Annotated in this window: 21 protein-coding genes and 1 tRNA gene; 11 read left to right on the top strand and 11 right to left on the bottom strand. The window is 50.5% G+C overall.

All coding sequences use genetic code 11. The features are described from left to right. Positions 1 to 195: 195 nt before the first annotated feature. Positions 196 to 807, top strand: coding sequence for an ATP-dependent Clp protease proteolytic subunit (locus tag ABJU74_RS02075; protein WP_348385912.1), 612 nt, complete (start codon positions 196 to 198; stop codon positions 805 to 807). Positions 808 to 859: 52 nt separating this feature from the next. Here ABJU74_RS02075 and tig read toward each other — a convergent pair whose 3' ends face one another. From tig to gatC, 6 genes are all read right to left on the bottom strand, one after another. After that, complete coding sequence (tig, locus tag ABJU74_RS02070) at positions 860 to 2,428, bottom strand: trigger factor (protein WP_348385911.1); 1,569 nt, start codon at positions 2,426 to 2,428, stop codon at positions 860 to 862. Positions 2,429 to 2,481: 53 nt separating this feature from the next. Next, positions 2,482 to 2,566 (bottom strand) — tRNA-Leu (locus ABJU74_RS02065). 115 nt (positions 2,567 to 2,681) lie between these two features. Further along, positions 2,682 to 4,178 carry an Asp-tRNA(Asn)/Glu-tRNA(Gln) amidotransferase subunit GatB gene (gatB, locus tag ABJU74_RS02060; protein WP_348385910.1) on the bottom strand — a complete coding sequence of 499 codons (1,497 nt, stop codon included), beginning with the start codon at positions 4,176 to 4,178 and terminating at the stop codon, positions 2,682 to 2,684. Beyond that, positions 4,171 to 4,536 (bottom strand): hypothetical protein, encoded by a 366-nt coding sequence (locus ABJU74_RS02055; protein ID WP_348385909.1) that lies wholly within the window; start codon positions 4,534 to 4,536, stop codon positions 4,171 to 4,173. Before ABJU74_RS02055 ends, gatB begins: the two co-directional genes overlap by 8 nt. Next, positions 4,533 to 6,014, bottom strand: a complete 1,482-nt coding sequence (gene gatA / locus ABJU74_RS02050; RefSeq protein ID WP_348385908.1) for an Asp-tRNA(Asn)/Glu-tRNA(Gln) amidotransferase subunit GatA — start codon at positions 6,012 to 6,014, stop codon at positions 4,533 to 4,535. Before gatA ends, ABJU74_RS02055 begins: the two co-directional genes overlap by 4 nt. Further along, the gene (gene gatC / locus ABJU74_RS02045; protein WP_348385907.1) at positions 6,014 to 6,301 is read right to left on the bottom strand and encodes an Asp-tRNA(Asn)/Glu-tRNA(Gln) amidotransferase subunit GatC; all 288 of its coding nucleotides are present in this window, start codon (positions 6,299 to 6,301) and stop codon (positions 6,014 to 6,016) included. The genes gatA and gatC overlap by 1 nt, the downstream gene beginning before the upstream one ends. Positions 6,302 to 6,431: 130 nt before the next feature. Between gatC and ABJU74_RS02040 the strand changes: the two genes are divergently transcribed. From ABJU74_RS02040 to ABJU74_RS02025, 4 genes are read left to right on the top strand one after another with little or no spacing between them, the layout of a single operon-like run. Beyond that, entirely contained in the window at positions 6,432 to 7,556 is a 1,125-nt protein-coding gene (locus tag ABJU74_RS02040) for a DUF3089 domain-containing protein (RefSeq protein ID WP_348385906.1), read from the top strand. Then, positions 7,556 to 8,017, top strand: a complete 462-nt coding sequence (gene ruvX, locus ABJU74_RS02035; protein WP_348385905.1) for a Holliday junction resolvase RuvX — start codon at positions 7,556 to 7,558, stop codon at positions 8,015 to 8,017. Before ABJU74_RS02040 ends, ruvX begins: the two co-directional genes overlap by 1 nt. 22 nt (positions 8,018 to 8,039) lie before the next feature. After that, entirely contained in the window at positions 8,040 to 9,044 is a 1,005-nt protein-coding gene (locus ABJU74_RS02030; RefSeq protein ID WP_348385904.1) for an aspartate carbamoyltransferase catalytic subunit, read from the top strand. Beyond that, complete coding sequence (locus ABJU74_RS02025; protein WP_348385903.1) at positions 9,041 to 10,261, top strand: dihydroorotase; 1,221 nt, start codon at positions 9,041 to 9,043, stop codon at positions 10,259 to 10,261. The genes ABJU74_RS02030 and ABJU74_RS02025 overlap by 4 nt, the downstream gene beginning before the upstream one ends. Positions 10,262 to 10,299: 38 nt before the next feature. Here ABJU74_RS02025 and ABJU74_RS02020 read toward each other — a convergent pair whose 3' ends face one another. From ABJU74_RS02020 to ABJU74_RS02010, 3 genes are read right to left on the bottom strand one after another with little or no spacing between them, the layout of a single operon-like run. Further along, on the bottom strand, positions 10,300 to 11,730 hold the full coding sequence (locus tag ABJU74_RS02020; protein ID WP_348385902.1) for an SPOR domain-containing protein: 1,431 nt from the start codon (positions 11,728 to 11,730) through the stop codon (positions 10,300 to 10,302). Positions 11,731 to 11,766: 36 nt separating this feature from the next. Next, positions 11,767 to 12,525 carry a hypothetical protein gene (locus ABJU74_RS02015; RefSeq protein ID WP_348385901.1) on the bottom strand — a complete coding sequence of 253 codons (759 nt, stop codon included), beginning with the start codon at positions 12,523 to 12,525 and terminating at the stop codon, positions 11,767 to 11,769. A 17-nt stretch (positions 12,526 to 12,542) separates the two neighbouring features. Beyond that, the gene (locus tag ABJU74_RS02010) at positions 12,543 to 13,265 is read right to left on the bottom strand and encodes a ParA family protein (protein WP_348385900.1); all 723 of its coding nucleotides are present in this window, start codon (positions 13,263 to 13,265) and stop codon (positions 12,543 to 12,545) included. Between the two features lie 261 nt (positions 13,266 to 13,526). Here ABJU74_RS02010 and ABJU74_RS02005 point away from each other — a divergent pair, with 261 nt between their 5' ends. Further along, positions 13,527 to 14,564, top strand: a complete 1,038-nt coding sequence (locus ABJU74_RS02005) for an SPOR domain-containing protein (RefSeq protein ID WP_348385899.1) — start codon at positions 13,527 to 13,529, stop codon at positions 14,562 to 14,564. On the opposite strand, the gene serB is transcribed toward ABJU74_RS02005, so the two are convergent. Further along, on the bottom strand, positions 14,561 to 15,442 hold the full coding sequence (gene serB, locus ABJU74_RS02000) for a phosphoserine phosphatase SerB (protein ID WP_348385898.1): 882 nt from the start codon (positions 15,440 to 15,442) through the stop codon (positions 14,561 to 14,563). The two genes, ABJU74_RS02005 and serB, sit on opposite strands and share 4 nt — an antisense overlap. Here serB and miaA point away from each other — a divergent pair. From miaA to ilvC, 5 genes are all read left to right on the top strand, one after another. Next, a complete protein-coding gene (miaA, locus tag ABJU74_RS01995) occupies positions 15,435 to 16,358 on the top strand; it encodes a tRNA (adenosine(37)-N6)-dimethylallyltransferase MiaA (protein ID WP_348385897.1) in 924 nt (307 codons plus the stop codon). The two genes, serB and miaA, sit on opposite strands and share 8 nt — an antisense overlap. 154 nt (positions 16,359 to 16,512) lie before the next feature. After that, complete coding sequence (locus ABJU74_RS01990) at positions 16,513 to 18,258, top strand: acetolactate synthase 3 large subunit (RefSeq protein ID WP_348385896.1); 1,746 nt, start codon at positions 16,513 to 16,515, stop codon at positions 18,256 to 18,258. After that, the gene (gene ilvN / locus ABJU74_RS01985; RefSeq protein ID WP_348385895.1) at positions 18,258 to 18,773 is read left to right on the top strand and encodes an acetolactate synthase small subunit; all 516 of its coding nucleotides are present in this window, start codon (positions 18,258 to 18,260) and stop codon (positions 18,771 to 18,773) included. Before ABJU74_RS01990 ends, ilvN begins: the two co-directional genes overlap by 1 nt. Then, positions 18,770 to 19,141: a hypothetical protein gene (locus tag ABJU74_RS01980; protein WP_348385894.1), complete on the top strand. Its 372-nt coding sequence runs from the start codon at positions 18,770 to 18,772 to the stop codon at positions 19,139 to 19,141. The genes ilvN and ABJU74_RS01980 overlap by 4 nt, the downstream gene beginning before the upstream one ends. Positions 19,142 to 19,156: 15 nt before the next feature. After that, entirely contained in the window at positions 19,157 to 20,176 is a 1,020-nt protein-coding gene (ilvC, locus tag ABJU74_RS01975) for a ketol-acid reductoisomerase (protein WP_348385893.1), read from the top strand. Between the two features lie 43 nt (positions 20,177 to 20,219). Here ilvC and ABJU74_RS01970 read toward each other — a convergent pair whose 3' ends face one another. Beyond that, positions 20,220 to 20,618, bottom strand: a complete 399-nt coding sequence (locus ABJU74_RS01970; RefSeq protein WP_348385892.1) for a BLUF domain-containing protein — start codon at positions 20,616 to 20,618, stop codon at positions 20,220 to 20,222. Positions 20,619 to 20,726: the final 108 nt, after the last annotated feature.

Genomic DNA, 20,726 nt, shown 5'->3' with positions numbered 1-20,726 from the left:
AACTCTTCAGTAAAAACAGGGCTCGAAAGAAAAGAGTCCCTGTCGGTTTAAACCTACATCGGAGTATCTTCGGCAATGTTCAAGTCGGTTAAGTATTTTTTCCATTCCAAATCGAGATTATGATGCCGTTGCGCATCATTTTTCTCAGCGCTATGAACAGTCTACACCCACCAAAACCGAATTCAGGAGACATAGATGCCCGAATATTCACCCTCGATACCTCAATTTCTCTCAGAAGAAGAAAATGGCGGTAGCGATCCTATGGCCTTCATGATGAAGCGAGTTTTGGAAACGCGTACAGTTATGATTTTCGGCGGTGTTGATCAGAAACTAGCCGAGCGCGTATCAGCACAAATGCTCTATTTGGATCATGTAAGCGATGATCCAATCCGCTTGCTGATCAATTCACCCGGTGGCCATGTTGAATCAGGCGACACCATTCATGATTTGATTGAATATATTAATGCCCCGGTCGCGGTTATCGGCACAGGTTGGGTTGCCAGCATCGCGACGCATATTTTTCTCGGGGTGCCTGCAGAACAACGCTATTGCTTACCCAATACCCGGTTTCTTATTCATCAGCCGTCGGGCGGCGCGGGCGGCAAGGCCTCAGATATTGCGATTCAAGCGGAAGAAATTGTCAAAATGCGGGAACGCATTGCCCAGAAAATTGCGGAAGCAACTGGACAAACCGTAAAGCGCGTTATCGAAGATATTGATCGCGACTATTGGATGTCGACTGATGAAGCCAAGGAATATGGTATTCTTGGAACGGTGATCAACAAAGCAAGTGACGTCAGCTTTTAAGCCTTCATACTAGCCGGACGATGCCAAAGCATGTCCGGCTAGGAATATTTGTCTATTTCTTTGCAGCGGGTTTTTTAGCAGCGGGCTTTTTGGCCGCTGGCTTTTTCGCAGCAGGTTTTTTCGCCGGCGCTTTCTTGGCCGGCGCCTTTTTGGCAGGAGCTTTTGCTTCGGTTGCCTTTGCAGCTGACTTTTTAGCGGCCGGTTTTTTTGCAGCGGGCTTTTTCGCAGCCGCTTTTTTTGCGGGTGCTTTTTTCGCTGGCGCTTTTTTCTTCGCTGGCTTTGCTTCTGCTTCGTCTTCCGCTTCTATGGCCGCTTCCAGTTCTTCGCGGGTTACCTTCTTGTCGGTAATTTCCGCTTTCTCGAACAAGAAATCGACCACTTTGTCTTCATACATTGGCGCGCGCAATTGGGCGGCTGCCATCTGATCCTGTTGGATATATTCCATGAAGCGTTGGCGATCTTCTTCGCGATATTGCTGCGCAGCTTGTTGAACCAACATGGACATTTCCTGCTGACTCACTTCTACGCCATTGGCTTGGCCAATTTCGGACAATAGCAATCCAAGACGAACACGACGCACAGCGATTTCGCGATATTCATCCTTTTCGTCTTCCATTTCTTTTCTGGCTTTGTCCGGATCTTCTTCTTGTGCAGCTTCTTGCTCAAGCTGTTGCCAGATTTGATTAAACTCAGCTTCCACCATGGTCGGCGGCACTTCAAAATCGTGGGAAGCGGCCAACTGATCAAGCAATTTGCGTTTCATATGGGTGCGCGTCAGACCGTTGAGCTCTTGTTCAATCTGCCCTTTAAGCAATTCGGTCAATTGCTCCAGCCCTTCCAAACCCATGGCTTTTGCCATTTCGTCGTCGGCTTTGGAGGCTTTTGCCGTTTGCACTTCACCAATAACAACATCAAAAGTTGCATCTTTGCCCTTCAGGGTCTCGACATTGTAGTCTTCAGGGAAGGTTACTTTAACGAGCACTTCGTCATTGGCTTTTTTGCCAACCAGTTGATCTTCAAAACCAGGAATCAAGCGGCCGGATCCCAACTCAATCGCCATACCCTCGCCTTTGCCACCTTCAAAGGGCACTCCGTCAACCTTGCCTTCAAAATCAATTAAGCACTGATCTCCAATTTTCGCTTTGTGGCTTTTCGCGGCGGTTTCAAATTGCTTCTGACTTTCAGCAAATTTATCAAGCGATTCTTGGACGGTTTTTTCATCCGCTTCGACTTGCAGTCGTTCCAGCGTCAAGCCTTCCACAGAGGGGGTTGGCACTTCTGGTAAAATCTCCAGTTCCACTTTCACGTCGGCATCTTTCCCGGCCTCATAGCCATCGGCCAATGTCACACTAGGTTGCATCGCAGGGCGGAGATTATTATCCGCGATCGTCTTTTCAACGCTTTCCTGAACGGTGCTACTCAATGCGTCTTGCAACAATGCGTCATTATGCATTTTACGCACGAGATTCGCTGGCACTTTGCCTTTGCGGAAACCAGGCATATTGACCTGTGGAGCCAATTTTTTAACCTCATTATCTACACGTGTTTCAATATCTTTCGCGGAGATTTTGATGTCATAAGCCCGTTTAAGGCCTTCGTTCAGCGTTTCAACAATCTGCATGATTACCCTTTAATGCCTTCATAATTTCTTTTTCGATCAATTTTTCGGTGCTTTGGTGCGGGCGAAGGGACTCGAACCCCCACACCCGAAGATACCAGAACCTAAATCTGGCGCGTCTACCAATTCCGCCACGCCCGCACGAGTTACACCGTCAAACCACTATCGAATTTTGATTGACGCGTGCGCCTAGCGGAAAGGTGCCCAAAGGGCAAGCCCGCTTTGCGCGTTCGTGCCGCTAATTTAATCAGATCGATTAGCTTGCTGAACCAAGCGTCTTTTTCAAAAGCTCGTTCACCACCTGTGGATTGGCTTTGCCTTGCATCGCTTTCATTGTTTGCCCAACGAAAAAACCGAATAATTTGTCCTTGCCGCCGCGATATTCGGCAACTTTGTCTTCATTTGCCGTCATGACATCAGCGATAACTTTCTCAATCGCACCGGTGTCGGATTCCTGTTTCAAGCCTTTTTCTTCAACAATCTTGGCTGCACCATCGCCGGTTTCCAGCATGATCTCGAACACTTGCTTGGCAATCTTGCCGGAGATTGTACCGTCAGCGATAAGGCCAAGGAGTTCTGCTGCTTGTTGGGGAGAGACTGGGCTTTGCTCAATGGATAATCCCATTTTATTGAGTGCGCCGAATAACTCGGACGTCAACCAATTGGCTGCTGAACTTGCGATTTTTTCTGGCTCATCGGTAGTTTCCAGCAATTGCTCAAACCAGAGCGCGGTTTCATGCTCGGCCGTCAGAACCGCTGCATTATAGGCGCTGAGACCAAGAACATTTTTGTAGCGCGCACGCTTTTCATCGGGCAATTCCGGAAGACTGGCTTTACAATTGAAGATAAACTCATCTTCCAACTCCAATGGCAAAAGATCTGGATCGGGAAAATATCGGTAATCATGCGCATCTTCCTTGGAGCGCATGGAGCGTGTTTCGTTCCGGTCTGGATCAAACAGGCGGGTTTCCTGAACAATCTCTCCGCCTTCTTCGAGCACATCCACCTGACGCTGGGCCTCATATTCGATGACCTGTTGAATGAAGCGCAGGGAGTTGACGTTTTTAGTTTCAGTCCGGATGCCCAATTTGTCACCGGGTTTGCGGACGGAGACATTGACGTCGGCCCGCATGGAGCCTTGCTCCATATTGCCGTCGCAGCTGCCCACATATCGTAGAATTGATCTGAGCTTACGGACATAAGCTGCTGCTTCTTTTGGCGATGTCATATCAGGCATCGATACGATTTCCATCAAGGCTACGCCGCAACGATTGAGATCGACATAGCTCATGGTCGGATGTTGATCGTGCATGAGCTTTCCGGCATCCTGTTCGATATGGATGCGTTCAACGCCGACCGTCTTACCATGAGCATCAGGATCTTTTTCATCCAGCGAGATTTCTATTTTTCCTTCGCCCACGATCGGGTGATAAAGCTGAGAAATCTGATAGCCCTGCGGCAAATCGGCATAGAAATAATTCTTCCGATCGAAACGCGAATATTTGTTGATCTGCGCATCGATTGCGAGGCCAGTGCGTACGGCCTGGCGAACGCATTCCTTGTTCAATACCGGCAGCATTCCCGGCATGGCGGCGTCGACCAGGCTGACCTGCGTGTTGGGCTCAGCCCCAAATTCGGTGGAAGCCCCGGAAAAGAGCTTTGCATTTGAAGTAATCTGCGCATGCACTTCAAGGCCGATTACGACCTCCCATTCACCGGTTGCACCCTGGATTCGATAGGTTGATTCAGTCATTTGTCACTTTCAAAAATTCAGCTTCCACTGTTTTCAGTTCCTGTTCCAAAACTCGGTCAAATTTTCGGTTCCCATTAACACTCACCTCTTCAAGAAATAGAACGCTAATATCTCGATATTCCGAATACTTTTTCAGTTCTCTGACCGATGCAACTACAATGGGTGCACGATTTGTCTTCCCATCCTTCAACTCTGCCATCAACGTATCCATAACTTTTGAATAAGCAAAATAGCGTGCGCTTGGACCAAAACTCTTACTTTGTCTTGAGCCTTTGGCTGATATCACCACAATCGCCCAAAACGGAACAACTAACCCAAATAAGATGAGCCCGAGAGCTGACCACTCAAAAACATTCACCACCACTGCTCCGGCTTAGCAACAAACCCGGCGCGATCTTCCAATGCCAGACCGGCATTAAACACACCCTGTTCGTCCAGTGCCTTGCCTATAATCTGCAATCCCAAGGGAAGCCCCTGCCCGTCTAGTCCTGCTGGTACTGACATTGCTGGCAGGCCTGCGAGGCTGCTTGGCACCGTGAACACATCGTTCAAATACATGGCCAGCGGATCGGTTTTTTCGCCGAGTCCAAAGGCCGCGCTGGGCGCGGTTGGCGTTAGCAAAAGGTCACAGCTTTCCCAAGCTTTGTCGAAATCTTGCGAGATCAGCGTCCGCACTTTCTGTGCTTGTGTGTAATAGGCGTCATAATAGCCCGCTGATAGCACGTAAGTACCGATCATGATCCGGCGCTTGACCTCAGGGCCAAAGCCGGATTCCCGGGTAGCGGCATACATGTCCTGCAACCCTGCTCCATCCGGTAGATCACGCATGCCGTAACGCACACCATCATAGCGAGCGAGATTGGAGGAGGCTTCTGCTGGTGCGATGATGTAGTAAGCAGGCAACGCATATTTTGTGTGCGGCAAGGACACATCAACGATCTTCGCGCCCGCATCTTTGAGCCACTCTATGCCCTGCTTCCAAAGCGCATCAATTTCTGGCGGCATATTGTCGACCCGATATTCCTTGGGGATACCGATACGCTTACCAGTCAAATCGCTTTTCAGGCCTGCTTCCCACTCAGGAACCGGCAAATCGAGCGAGGTTGAATCCTTGGGATCAAATCCTGCCATTGATTCCAGCATGATGGCACAATCACGCACATCATGTGCCATGGGACCAGCCTGATCAAGTGAGCTTGCAAAGGCAATTGTGCCCCAGCGTGAGCAGCGGCCATAAGTCGGCTTGAAACCGGTTATACCCACAAAAGCCGCGGGTTGGCGGATGGAGCCGCCAGTATCAGTACCCGTCGCAGCGGGGCAGATACGTCCGGACACCACCGCAGCACTGCCACCCGAAGAACCACCGGGCGCCAGATCGGTATTGCCACCGTCATTCCGCCGCCATGGTGAAATCACATTGCCGAAAGCACTGGTTTCATTAGATGAACCCATGGCAAACTGGTCCATGTTCAGCTTTCCGAGCATGCCTGCACCCGCTTTGAACAGATTGGCAGACACAGTCGATTCATATTGCGGTGTGAAACCGTCCAAAATTACACTTGCGGCTGTTGTTGCAACGCCTTCGGTGCAGAACAGATCTTTCATACCGATCGGCACACCCGCCATTTTCCCGAGCGGTTCCCCAGAAGCTTTCGCCTTGTCAGTTGCTTCCGCGGCAGCCATCGCATGATCAGGCGTCTCTACCAGGACAGCGTTTAACGATTTGGCCGTGCTCACTCGCGCGATAAATATTTCAGCGACTTCTTTAGCGGAAAAATCTCCCGCCGTAATTCCGCTGCGAATTCCGGCAATGCCCAATTCAAAAATCTCAGCCATTATTCGATCACCTTCGGCACACCAAAGAAGCCATGTTCAGCCACTGGTGCATTGGCGAGGACCTTATCGCGGACATCACCATCACTGACCACATCATCGCGCAAACGCAGTTTATTGGGGATGACTGCCGTCATTGGTTCGACCTTGGAGCAATCCACTTCGCTCAATTGCTCCACCCAACCGAGGATATTGTTAAGCTCTGGCACGAGGGCTTCGACTTCCTCTTCGGTTACGGCGATCCGAGACAGGTTTGCGATCTTTTTCACGGTTTCTTTATCGACTGACATATTTCATTCTTTATCGGTTCATCTTTTTTCGGGTAAGGGCACGGAAAATACTATACTTCGCGCCGCTAGCATTGGCGCGGGGCCGCTTCAAGTTGAATGAGCGGCCAAAGCCAAAATTGGAGTAAAAAAATTGGCGCGTAAATTTCTTTATTTTGTTGCGACCATGGTTGTGTTGTTCATTGCCGGAGCCTTTGTTCTGAGCCTCTATGGCGAAGAATTGGCCGAAGTGGTGTTCGTTCCGGATACGGAATTCCAGGCGCAAGACGTGCTCGAAGACAGTATTTATGCCGATATTTCAATGTGGTATGCCCGGCCAGAGATTGTCAAAGGCAATCCAGCGCTATGGCTGCCGCAGGGCTATGAAACTGACGGGAAAAAGCCCAAGAAAGAACAGCGAGCCGCGATATTCTTCATTCATCCCACTTCCTTCATCAACAAAAATATGTGGAATGCCCCCCTTGGTGATAAAGAGACCGAAGATCGCACGAAAATTTTCTTACGAGGCCAAGCCAGCGCTTTCAATCAAGCGGGAGATGTTTGGGCGCCGCGATACAGGCAGGCCACTTTAGGTGCTTTTCTGACGGATAAGAAGGAAGGGCAACAGGCGCTCGACGCAGCTTACAACGATGTATTGATCGCCTTTGATTATTTCATCAGCCAAGTGCCGGATGATCGCCCAATAATATTGGCGGGACATAGTCAAGGCAGTCTCCATCTGACCAATTTGTTGAAAGATCGCGTTTCAGGAACGCCGCTCGCCAATCGAATCGTCGCGGCTTATGTCGTCGGGTGGCCGGTTTCAGTGGAAGCTGACGTCCCTGCCCTTGGTTTAGACATTTGCGAGGAAGCGGAACAGACCAACTGCCTGTTAAGTTGGGAAAGTTTCGCTGAACCAGCAGATTATGAGAGAATTATCAACGTTTATGACACCACGATAGGCTATAACGGCGAACCGCGAAAAGATACGAGTATTTTGTGCACCAATCCATTAAATGGCGATATTAATAGCCAGTCCGACGCGGATCAAAATTTGGGCACCCTTGTTCCCAATGATGAACTCAGCGATGCGACCCTGGTGGTGGGTGCGGTTCCTGCCCGTTGTGATGACAGAGGCTTTCTCCTCATCGGCGATCCCCCGGATCTCGGTCCCTATACCTTGCCCGGCAATAATTATCATGTTTATGATTACAGCTTATTCTGGCGCAATGTTCGTGCCGATGTTTGGAAAAGGATGACCGCATTTCTCGCGCGTTAATGACAGAAGATCGAGCGGTTTTTCGCGCGGCCCTCCCCAATGGCGGACGGTTGCTAGGCCTTGATGTCGGTACCAAGACCGTCGGCATGGCCCTGTGCGATTCGCAATGGATGATAGCGACCGCAGCGGAAACTATAGAACGTCGCAAATTTTCAAAAGACCTGGAACGGATCAAAACCGTCATCGACGAACAATTTGTTTCCGGGTTTGTTGTCGGATTACCTCTCAATCTCGACGGCAGCCAAAGCAAACAAACCCAAGCTGCGAAATCTTTCGCGCAAAATCTCCGTCCCCTCGGCCTCCCGATATTATTATGGGATGAACGTTGGAGCACGCAGGCGGTGACGCGCGATCTGATTGCCGCTGATGTGAGTCGCAAAAAACGGAGTGCCGTTGTCGATCAGATGGCCGCCGCTTATATTTTGCAAGGAGCGATTGACGGGCTTGCCGCCATAGAATGATGCCTCTATAGGGCTGATTTTAATGACATCACAGCAAAACCGTTCATCTTCCGCCGCCGGACAGGATTTTCCCGCAGGATCGGATGCTTTTCCACATCGCCATCTATTGGGAATTGCCGGGCTACAGCCTTGGGAAATTTTGTTTCTTTTGAAAGAGGCTGAGCAATGGGTGGATCTTAACCGGCAATCCAGCAAACATGCCAATCGGCTCGATGGCCTGACCGTCATCAACGCTTTTTTCGAAAACAGCACCCGCACACTGCTTTCCTTTGAAATAGCAGGCAAACGGATGGGAGCAGATGTTGTCAATATGCACGCCGCGCAATCCAGCGTAAAAAAGGGGGAAACCCTGATTGATACAGCTGTCACGCTCAATGCGATGCGTGCGGATGCCATTGTAATCCGGCACGGCAGTTCCGGAGCGGTCCAACTCATTGCCGACAAAGTGGATTGTCCCGTTCTCAATGCTGGCGACGGCAGTCATGAACATCCCACGCAAGCACTGCTCGACGCGCTCACCATCCAAAGACGCAAAGGCGATATCAGCGGTTTAACCGTTACCATTTGCGGTGATGTGATGCATAGCCGCGTCGCCCGCTCTAATATTTATTGTCTGACCACATTGGGGGCCAAAGTCAGAGTATGCGCTCCAATTTCCTTATTGCCAGATTCGCTTGATCGTATGAATGTTGAAGCCTTTTCCAATTTTGAAGAGGCCCTTGACGGCACCGATGTCGTCATGATGCTTCGGCTTCAAAACGAGCGCATGAATGGTGACTTCATTCCCAGTCCAAGAGAATTTCACTATCTCTATGGGTTAAACCGATCCCGTTTGGCTTTGGCAAAGACCGATGCTCTCGTCATGCATCCTGGACCGATGAATCGCGGCGTAGAAATTAGCAGTGATATAGCAGATGATTTGGAACGCTCGGCTATCACAGAACAAGTGGAAATGGGCGTGGCCGTGCGCATGGCATGTTTGGACATTTTGACCCGCCGATCCCGCGGTGTGGAGGGCTGGTCATGAAGCAAATATTCACCAATGCCAAAATTCTGCAAGTGGGCGCCGAAGACCCGCAAGATGGCTACGTCATCACCAACGGCGATCATATCGCCGCGGTTGGCGAACAAGATCAATCAGGCAATGCCCATGTTATTGACTGCCAAGGCAACATTTTAGCGCCCGGCATTATCGATTTGGGGGTGTTCGCTATTGATAAACCTGCTTTTCATTTTGGCGGAATAACGCGCGCAGCGCTCATGCCCGACCAATCGCCTGTTTTAGACCTGCCGGCTATGATTAAGCATAATGCATCTGAAGGGAAACCTGATCTTTGGTCCCACCCCCTTGCCGCGGCGACAAAAGGTCTATTTGGATTGGAATTGGCTGAAATAGGCCTAATGAAACAAGCAGGAGCAAAGGCCGTGGCGACGGGAAGGCAATGGATTGCCGATAGCGGCACCATGCTAAAATTACTGCACTATTGTAAATCGCTCGAAATGCCGGTGATCGTCCACAGCGAAGATAATGGACTAACCGCTAATGCGGTGGCAACAGCTGGTGAAACGGCAACACGATTGGGCCTCGCTGGAGCTCCAGCATGTGCCGAAGCTTTATCAGTCGCCCGGGACATAGCATTGATTCGTGAAAGCGGTGCCCGGGTCCACTTTCGTCAAACGACCACTGGTCAGAGTTTAGATTTGATCCGGTCTGCAAAACAAGAAGGTTTACCTGTTACCTGCGGAATTACACCGGCGCATTTGTTTTTGTCAGACATCGCCATTAGCGAGTTTCGAACATTTGCAAAAATGTCACCACCATTGCGCAGCGAAGCCGACCGTCAAGCGTGTCTTGCTGCCATTGGCGATGGCACAATTGATGTGATTTCATCGGGCCATGATCCCCGCGGTCCCGAAGATAAACGCCTGCCTTTTGCAGAAGCTGAATCCGGAATGGCCGGAGCCGAAACTTTATTGGCACTAAGTCTTAATCTTGTACGCGACAATATTATCCATCTCGGCCGCTTGTTCGAATTGCTGTCCACAAATCCAGGCAAGATATTGGGCGTTAAAGCCGGTCAGATTACGCCATTTTATGAAGCAGACCTGATCCTTTTTGATCCCGACGCTCCTTGGCAAGTCGATACACAAAAAATGGCAGCCTCGGCGGGCAACTCACCCTTTGACAAGCTTCCCGTACAAGGAAGAGTATCCGCCATATATAAAGGCGGAAAAGCTCTATAGCTTTCCCGCCCTTACAGAATTTCGAATGCGTTGATAGTTTAGCGCGCAGCCATTTGAGTTGGGCGAACTTTTGAAACGTTCCGAACAATGCAAACTCCGCCTTTGGCTTTGATACCGCTACACATATCTTTTGCAGATTGCTCATTGCCAAAGCCCATGGCAGCCAAACGATACAAGGTCTTGCCGTTGCGCTGGATCTTGGAACTTGCATATTGGAATGAAGCCAGATCTTTGTTCTGGGTAGACAGAATACCCCAAGCGCGCTTTACATTTTCGGGTGACGAAAAGACACCAAGTTGCACAAGATGCTTGGCATTGGATATCGAACGCGCGCGCGGCGTGAAGGCAATTTTTTGCATCACTGGTTTCACAGCAGCAATAGCTTGGGTTGCGGCAGTTGCAGCTGGCAAAGCTTTTGCAGGCGCCGCTGTTACTAACGATTTCTTTGGCGCTTCCACGATAAACGTCTTCTTTGGCGCTTGCGGAACAGGTTTAGCAGCTGGCTTTTTCACAACTGGATTCGTCTCCACTGCTTTGCTAGCAGGAACAGCAACCTTGGTAACGGTCACGTTGTTTTCCTTAGCCATAAAGTCGGTCTTAGAATCAGCAACGGGTGCAGGACCAACAGCAGGAAGCGGTGTTTCACGATCGAAACTTGCCACTTCGCGGCTATAGTCTTCGGCCGGGCTTGCCGCGGCGACCGCAGGCAGACTAGGCGCAGCGTTCAAGGCCAAGCGGATCGGTTGACCGGGGTCATTAGCAACCGGCTCTACATTCAGCAAAGATGCAACACGAACGTCATAGGCACCTGGACGAGCCATTTGGGCCCATTGCATGATACGGTTATCAACTGTCGCTGGTGTCATATCTTGCATAGCCATCAACTTGGCTTCTTTCCAGCGGCCATCCAACGCATAAGCCAGTCCCAAATTTTGTCTGGTCCGACCGGTAGCACTGTCTGAACGGATAGCATTTTCCAATTCCGCAATCGCGGTTTTGGAATCACCCGCCAACGCAAGCGCCAATCCATAGTCAGCCGTTGGAATATATTGGCGGTGACTAGCCAATAACTGCTTCGACTTGTTGGCTTTTCCTTGAGCCAGTTGTGACAAACTCAAGCTCAAAATGGTGCGCGGATCTCTTTTACCCAATTCCACAGCATCCAGGAAGCTGCGTTCAGCCGAATTAAATCGACCGGCAGCCATATAGGCTTGGCCTAATAGTGCGCGCGTTTCAGGATCAGTCCCGACACCGGCAACAGACCGCTCGGCATAAGCAATGGCCTTTTCAACCTGATTTTTGGCAAGCGCTTTTTCGGCTTTCTTGGCATATTTTGCGCCATCTTTAACGGTGGCGGGCTTGCTCGACAAAGATGCGACCGAACCACCTCCGAATGGTCCACAGCCGGTTAAAGTTGTGGAAATGACCATCGTTGAAGCAGCCAGTTTCAATATTGTATCGCGTTTCATATCAATGTCCTCGCAATTAAATTCTATATGTTCAGTTTACGCAGCGCCGCGCGATGGAATGCGCTCTGCCAAGTCTTCAAGTTCGGGGATAGTTCTCAAATATTCATCCACGGCTTTGGTTACCAACTGCTGCGCCGAAACATTCTTCACAGCGGTCGCCAGGCGCAGTTTTAGGTGCCTTTCAGCATCTAAACGTAAGGTAAACGCAGCCTTGGCTTTGCGTGTCCGAGATTTTTGTGCAGGCCTCCGCGTTTTAGCCGCTGGTTTTTCAACGCTCTTAGCTTTCTTGCGCGGCGGTGGTGCAACACCGATGCTGGAATTTTCAGCCACGGGTGCCACTTCACGCGATATGGAAAGCGGAACGGGTACAACCTGCTCTTTCACAACCGGTTCTTCTGGTTTTTTTGCGACAGGAGCAACGGTCTCTTGTTGAACCGGTTGCGGCGCTGGCTGCGCCTCCGCCGGACGCTGCTCTTCGCGCTTAGGTTGTTGGCTCAGTTTGGCAGCAATTTCTTCCTGCTGCTTCCGCACAGCGGGAACAGGCTCGGGAATTGCACCAGCAAGCGGATTATAATGATATTGATCCTGACCAGCTTGGCTATTCGCATCATTTTGTCCGGCATCGGCATGATCCGGATTTGCATCATAGCCCATATCATTCCAGCCCAGATCTTCATTTTCTTGATCCGATTCGCTAGGAAATGCCATACCCTGACGCCGCATCGCCGGTTTTGCACCGCCTTTACGGGCCAAAAGCGAGGATGAAAGAGATGCTAATGGTTTTGGTTCGCTCATATTCTCTGCTCCTCCCCTTAGGATCCTATGACCCTGCGTCCGAAATTACTTCCGGGCCGCGGTGTGCCGACATTTGCGGTCGGTGCCATGGCAGGAGATGAAAATACTGTGCGTCTGAAATTCTTTTCCAAACGATCCGAGATATAACCCCAGAGCTGCTGTATTTCCTGGGATGAGCGACCTTGTGGGTCCACTTCCATCACAGTGCGGCCATCGATCATCGATCCGGCAAAATCCGTACGATGATGAACGGTGATTGGAGCTACCGTTCCGTGCTGGGACAAAGCCACAGCTGCTTCTGATGTAATTTTCGCTTTCGGCGTTGCGCCGTTTACAACGAACAACAAGGGTTTGCCTGCGCGTTCGCAAAGATCGACCGTTGCGCCAACAGCGCGCAAGTCATGCGGGCTGGGACGAGTTGGGATCACAATAAGTTCGGCAACCGAAATAACCGACTGAATGGCCATGGTTATAGCAGGCGGTGTATCGATCACAGCCATTTTAAAACCTTGTTGCCGCAAAATCGCGAGGTCAGCAGCAAGCCTAGACACAGTGGTTTGGGCAAAAGCTGGCAATTCGGCTTCCCGTTCGTTCCACCAATCGGCTAATGAGCCTTGCGGGTCGATATCAATCAATACAACCGGGCCTGCTCCGGCCAGTTGGGCTTGTACGGCCAAATGGCCTGACAAAGTTGTTTTGCCGGAACCACCTTTTTGGGATGCCATTGCTAGAACTCGCACTCTATTCCCCTTAGTCTCTTCGCGGGTTAATCAGGACGTCTGAATTACGTTCACCGCCTTCTCTGACAGAACAGGGCTAAAATAGGGTTAACAACATCATTAAGTTTTTTCGGGCGCGAAAATTAATTTACACGCTGTTAGAATTGGGTTCACCCACCGCTCATATTTTTGCGTTAAGGTTACGAATAATTTGCAAATTGGCGTTAAAGCGAAATTACGCATAAGATGATGACCATAATCTGCAGACTAAAGGCCTAACCGATGAACAAATTCAAATCAGCCCGCACCCTCTTATTGGCTAGCGCCATAATTGGATGGACCACGCCCGCATTGGCCGATGTCAAAGATGGCGTCGACGCATGGGGACGCGGCGACTATAAAACCGCAATTCAAGAATGGCGCGGCCCCGCTAATGCAGGCGACGCTGACGCCCAGTTTAACATGGGTCAGGCCTATAAGCTTGGTCGCGGCGTGCCGATGGATCTAACCAAGGCAGAACAATATTATAAGCGAGCAGCGGACCAGGGTCATCTGCAAGCCAATGACAATTATGGGCTGATATTATTTCAAAGCCAGCGGCGCAAAGAAGCCCTGCCCTTTCTCCAGGAATCAGCCAATCGGGGAGAGCCGCGGGCGCAATATGTCCTGGGAACCGGCCATTTCAACGGAGATTTTGTCGAAAAAGACTGGATCAAAGCCTATGCTCTTATGACCAGAGCGTCCGCTGCTGGTCTGCCACAAGCAACCTCCAATATGGCTCAGATGGACAAATATATTCCCCTCGATCAACGCCGCCGGGCGATCGAATTGGCCGGTCAAATGGAAGAAAATGAAAAGCGGGTACGCACCGCGCAAGTTGGCGGATTGCGGGCAACCCCTTCTTCCAGCACAATTCAAACCGCACAATTGCCGGCTTCGCAAGCCAGTATTCCGACCCCCGCCCCGGTTCCGGCTCCAATTCCGGCACCTGTTTCAGCGTCTGTGGCGCCATCAATGCCGAAAGCACCAGCACCGGTAGTCGCGGCCAATCCAGCTCCGCGGCCTGCCCCATTGCCCGCCGCGACTTCAGGCAATTGGCGTGTTCAATTGGGCGCCTTTAGCAATCAGAATAAGGCAAAAGCGTTGTGGAACAATCTGGAAAATCGCGTGACTGGGCTTAATGGATTGCAACCCTATCTCGTTGCTGCGGGTTCTATAACTCGCCTTCAAGCCGGACCATTTACCACCAAAGCGCAAGCCAGCAAAATGTGCTCAAATGTCAAAGCCTCGGGTGCTGACTGTATTGTGAAAGCGCGCTAGCTCGAGACCCAATCAGCGGATGCTATGCCCTGCAAATACAGCAAAGCAGTCAAATCATTGTACTGGATGGAGACATTAGCAGCAGCCGCGGCTTTGGGTTTGGCATGATAAGCCACACCCATTCCCGCTAGGGCGATCATCGGTATGTCATTGGCGCCATCTCCAACAGCCAGACATTGATCGAGCGCCAGTCCAGCGGCACCAGCAGATTCTTTCAAGAGCTCGGCTTTGCGCTGCGCATCGACAACCGGACCTGCTAAGGTGCCAGTCAATTTGCCCTGCTCTTCTGACAGTATATTCGCTTCAACCATTGCAAAGCCGATTTGTTGCGCCACGGGCTCGGCAAATTGTGTAAAACCTCCAGAAACCAGGATTGTTTTTGCACCCCGAGCGGCCATGGTTTGGACTAATATTTTCGCCCCGGGCATGAATTCCACTTTTTCGGCGAGACATTTGTCGATCGCATCGATGCCCAGACCAGCTAATAAAGCAACCCGACCTCGCAGTGCTTCTTCAAAATCCAACTCTCCGAGCATGGCCCGTTCGGTGATTTCCGCAATTTGGTCCTTTAATCCGGCATAGTCCGCCAACTCATCAATGCACTCGACCGTGATCATCGTGCTGTCCATGTCCGATATGAGCAGCTTTTTCTCTCTATTTTCTGCTGATTGGACCGCATAATCGATGGCAGCCTCCACTTTCGCTAACCCATTCCGGGCCAAGTCCAGATCACCTTCAAAAAATATATCGGCCGCTTTGTGATCCCGAATATCGCCGACTTGGGAGATTTGAGCACCCGCTTCAACCAATCGATCAACAGCAGAACTTAATTCTCCCTTTTCCAGCTGATCTGCTGCTATTAGCGTGGCTATGAACATATCTTCTCCGAAAAATGATAAAGACACCGCTTTGATCATTGGTCCGACCGCCAGCGGTAAATCCGCATTGGCACTGGAGTTGGCGAAAAAGCAACCCTCTGTGATAATCAATGCCGATAGCGCACAAGTCTATTCCGACTTGCAAATTCTCAGTGCACGCCCTGACACGGAAGAAATGCAAGGCATAGATCACCAACTATATGGCTATTTAGATGGTGCCCATCCCTGTTCCGCAGCGCAATGGGCAGCGGATGCAAAAGATCAAATTGCGAGCGCCCATCGCGGAGGCAAGCTTCCAATATTGGTCGGAGGCACGGGACTTTATGTGCGCACCCTGCTGGATGGCATTGCGCCGATCCCGGAAATAGACAAAGCCGTTAGGAACAATGTTAGACTGTTGACGGTTGAACGGGCTTATCAGGCCCTTGTTGACGAAGATCCATTTGCGGCCGAACGGCTCAACCCCAATGACTCAAGCCGGATCATGCGCGCGCTCGAAGTTGTTCGTTCGACAGGCAAGCCTCTAAATCATTGGCAAGCTCATAAAACGGGTGGAATTAAGGATGACATCAACTTACGTCCATTGGTTTTGCTCCCACCCAGAGATTGGCTCTATTCTCGATGCGATAGTCGATTTGAGATCATGCTTGAACGCGGAGCAAAAGAGGAAGCATCGCGATTGCTCGCACGCAATTTACCGAATACTTGTCCTGTCATGCGTGCTATTGGCGTTCCGGAAATTTGTGCCTGGATTGAAGGCACAATAAGTATCGAAGAAGCACAGATGCAAGCCATGGCCGCAACCCGGCAATATGCCAAACGCCAATATACGTGGTTTCGCAATCAATGTCCGCCTGCATGGCTCAGGTACGAAAAGATTGTTAATTACGATAATTTAACTAGTATTGTAATATAATTACGTTTATATCGCTTGACATGGCATATATAAATAGGTAGCGCGCCAAAATTCTAGTCTATCGCATAGCTTATGATGCGCATTGCCTTGCAGTGCAGCATCGCCTATCAAACCCCCGCCCTTCTAGGGTTTAACAATCGAATTGGAGCATCAAGTGACCGAGAAAAGCGGTGCAGAAATATTGGTTGAAACACTCATTAGCATGGGTGTGGACACGGTTTTCGGTTATCCCGGCGGGGCGGTATTGCCAATATATGATGCTCTATATGATCATCCGAAAATCAAACATATTTTAGTGCGCCACGAACAGGCAGCCACCCACGCAGCAGAAGGCTATGCGCGGTCGACTGGGAAACCTGGCGTTGTTTTGGTCACATCCGGACCTGGCGCGACCAATGCTGTCACGGGCATTACTGATGCCTTGATGGACTCAATTCCAATGGTTGTCATCACTGGACAAGTGGCAACAAATCTTATTGGTTCCGACGCGTTTCAAGAAGCGGATACGGTCGGCATTACCCGCCATTGTACCAAGCATAATTATCTGGTGAAGCAACCTTCTGAGCTGGCTGGCGTTCTGACCGAAGCCTTTCATATTGCGACACAAGGACGCCCTGGCCCTGTGGTTGTTGATATTCCTAAAAATGTACAGGTCGCCGCTGCAGAATTTAGCGCGCATCACGATCTTAAAAACTCGCGCTATCAGCCACAAATAGATGGTGATTTCAAGGCGATAAATGAAGCCGCTGAGATGATCATGCAGGCAAAGTCGCCGATTTTCTATACCGGTGGCGGGATTATCAATAGCGGCCCTAAAGCGAGTGAAACCTTGCGAGAATTGGCGCAGTTAACAGGCGCACCAGTTACATCCACTCTTATGGGTCTGGGGGCATTTCCAGCCTCATCCGATCAATGGCTGGGCATGTTGGGCATGCATGGCACATATGAAGCCAATATGGCGATGAACCGCGCCGATTTGATCATTTGCCTCGGCGCGCGATTTGACGACCGGATAACGGGCCGGATTGATGCCTTTTCTCCGAGCAGCAAGAAAATTCATGTCGATATCGATCGGTCATCCGTCAACAAGACCATTCGGGTCGATTTACCGGTTATCGGCGATGTCGGCCGGATCATGGAACAATTAATTGCCGTCTTGAAGGGCCGCAAGTTCGGTGCGCCAGACTATGAGGAATGGTGGGCCCGGATTAAAGGATGGCGGGCGACCAATTGTCTCGCTTATCCCGAGAACCGGGGAGAAATCATGCCTCAGGATGCTATTCGCAAATTGTGGGAAGCCACCCATGAGAAAGATCCGATTATAACAACAGAAGTCGGGCAGCACCAAATGTGGGCAGCGCAGCATTTTGACTTTGAACAACCCAATAAATGGCTAACCAGTGGTGGCCTGGGAACAATGGGCTATGGATTGCCTGCGGCCATTGGTGCCCAATTGGGTGACCCTGACGCATTGGTCATAGATATTGCCGGAGAAGCGTCGATCCAGATGAATATTCAGGAGCTAGGAACGGCGACCCAATATCGTCTCCCAGTAAAGATCTTCATTCTCAATAATGAATATATGGGGATGGTTCGTCAGTGGCAGGAACTGACTTATGAAAGCCGATATTCAAACAGTTATAGCGATAGTTTGCCAGATTTTATTAGGTTAGCGGAAAGCTATGACTGGACCGGGATATTGATCGAGGATCCGGCGGACCTGGAATCCGGTATTAAAAAAATGATCGACACGCCGGGGCCTGTTTTAGTCGATTGCCGCGTGGCAAAATTGGCCAATTGTTTTCCGATGATTCCATCCGGCGCTGCGCATACCGATATGCTGCTCACCCCTGAGGATGTGAAGGGAACAATGGACGATAACGCAAAGGCCCTAGTGTAATGCATATCAAAGAAGAAAATGTGGAGCGGCATGTTCTGGCCGTCTTGGTCGATAATGAAGCAGGTATTTTGGCAAGAATTGCCGGCATGTTCACGGCGCGCGGCTACAACATCGAAAGCCTCACTGTTGCCGATATCAGCGCCGATCACGCCATTAGCCGTATCACCATTGCAACCAATGGACCTCCCCATGTGATCGAACAGATTATTGCGCAGCTGGACCGCTTGGTCCCGGTCCATAGCGTCCGCGATTTAACCGAAGCTGGACCCCATGTTCAGCGCGAATTGGCATTGGTCAAAGTTGCCGGTAAAGGTGAAAACCGCATCGAGGCAATGCGCCTGGCCGATGTTTATCGCGCCCGGGTGGTAGACGCCACGACGGAAAGCTTTGTCTTTGAGATCACCGGAGCACCAGAGAAAATCCAGACTTTTGTTGGCTTGATGCGTGAAGTTGGGTTAGTCGAAGTTGGGCGCACGGGTGTGGTTGCCATCGGGCGCGGGCCGGATTCAGCATGAGCGCGATGCTGCTCTTTGTTGCGGCAGGCATGATTGTCCTTGTCGCATTATTCCATTCGGTCGCAGGTCAGAAAAAGCTTATCGGCCCGCTATTGCAGGGACATACCGAAATTTTGTCTAATCCGACTTGGCGCGCTCTTATAGTGTTCGGCTGGCATTCCACGACCGCTCTGATTTTACTGATTGCACTATATTTAGCTTTAGTCGCAGGTGGTTACACTGCCGGAAATGACCTGCAGTTAACGGCGACCGCTGTCACCTTCATCGTGCTGGGCATCGCAAATGCGATTCTAGCGAAGTTCAAACATCCCGGCTGGATCATGTTGTCCAGCGTAGGAATCATCATACTCACCGCTCTATATATCTGAATATAAGGAAGAATAATGAAAGTCTATTATGACGCAGATGCCGATCTTGATCTCATCAAAGATAAGAGAATTGCCATTGTTGGCTATGGCAGCCAGGGCCATGCCCACGCGCAAAACCTTCGCGATAGTGGTGTCAAAGAAGTAGCAATTGCGCTGCGCGAAGATTCGGCGACCGCCAAAAAGGCAGAAAGTGCTGATTTCAAAGTTCTCAGCAATGCAAAGGCTGCAGCTTGGGCTGATATTGTGATGATCTTGGCTCCTGACGAACACCAGGCCGCTATTTATGCAGCCGACTATCACGAGAATATGAAACCAGGTGCCGCCCTCGCCTTCGCACATGGTCTCAATGTGCATTTTGGCCTCATTGAACCGCGCGACGATTTGGATGTCATCATGATTGCTCCCAAAGGCCCGGGCCATACTGTGCGCAGTGAATATCAACGCGGTGGCGGCGTACCCTGCCTTGTCGCCATTCATGCGGACAAGAGCGGTAACGCCCATGACGTCGCGCTTGCTTATGCCTCTGGCGTTGGCGGCGGCCGTTCGGGCATTATTGAAACCAACTTCCGCGAAGAGTGCGAAACCGATTTGTTCGGTGAACAAGCGGTTCTTTGTGGCGGCATCACCCATTTAATCCAAGCTGGTTTCGAAACACTGACGGAAGCGGGATATGCGCCGGAAATGGCTTATTTCGAGTGTTTGCACGAAACCAAATTGATCGTCGATCTGCTTTACGAAGGCGGCATAGCCAATATGCGTTATTCCATCTCCAATACGGCCGAATATGGCGATATTACAACCGGTCCACGGATAATCACCGATGAAACAAAGGCGGAAATGAAACGGGTATTGGCCGATATTCAATCCGGTCGTTTCGTCAAAGACTTCGTCCTCGACAACCGCGCAGGCCAACCGGAATTAAAGGCTGCTCGCAAACAAGCAGAAGCCCATCCGATTGAGAAAACAGGCGCAGAGCTGCGGGCGATGATGCCTTGGATTGGCGCCAACCAATTGGTGGATAAAGAAAAAAACTAGTACTGAAACAATGAGAGATCGTGTGGGCAGTGACAGGTAGAAACTATGCCGCGCGATCTCTTGCTTCAGCAAAGTTCATCAATTCTTGGGCGACATCACGGTCGCAATTTTTGACCATATCCGTCACGACGGGCAAAAGACTATCAACGTCGTCAATATATTTGGACGCCATTTCCCAATTGGGAAATTGTCGGCGGCCAATATAGCCGACCTTGAGTTGAATGACTGCGGAATGGCGGCTATCAGACGCTATGCGCGCGAAGGTCTCTTCTACTTGCGCCGCCTCACCTTCCAAATATTGCAGAAAACGCCGCCGGTCTTGGATCAATAGTCCGGTAATCCCATTTTTGGCGTTATTTTTGCGTCCAGCCTTCAGAATATGCTCGACATCCGTGCGGCTAATATCCGGTTTTGGAGTACTAATATAAACAAGCCGGTACACAATTTGTCCCTCAAAAACTGCAACGCGTGGACATTAGTCCGGAGGGGTTAATTTTCGCCTAGCAGGAAAAAGGCCGCAGAACCGAGCCCTGCAGCCTTTTCCCGATCA

Source organism: Parasphingorhabdus sp., from assembly GCF_039982415.1.
Classification (GTDB): Bacteria; Pseudomonadota; Alphaproteobacteria; order Sphingomonadales; family Sphingomonadaceae; genus Parasphingorhabdus.
Note: the sequence above shows the minus strand (reverse complement) of the source record. Positions and strands in the feature narration are given on the sequence as shown.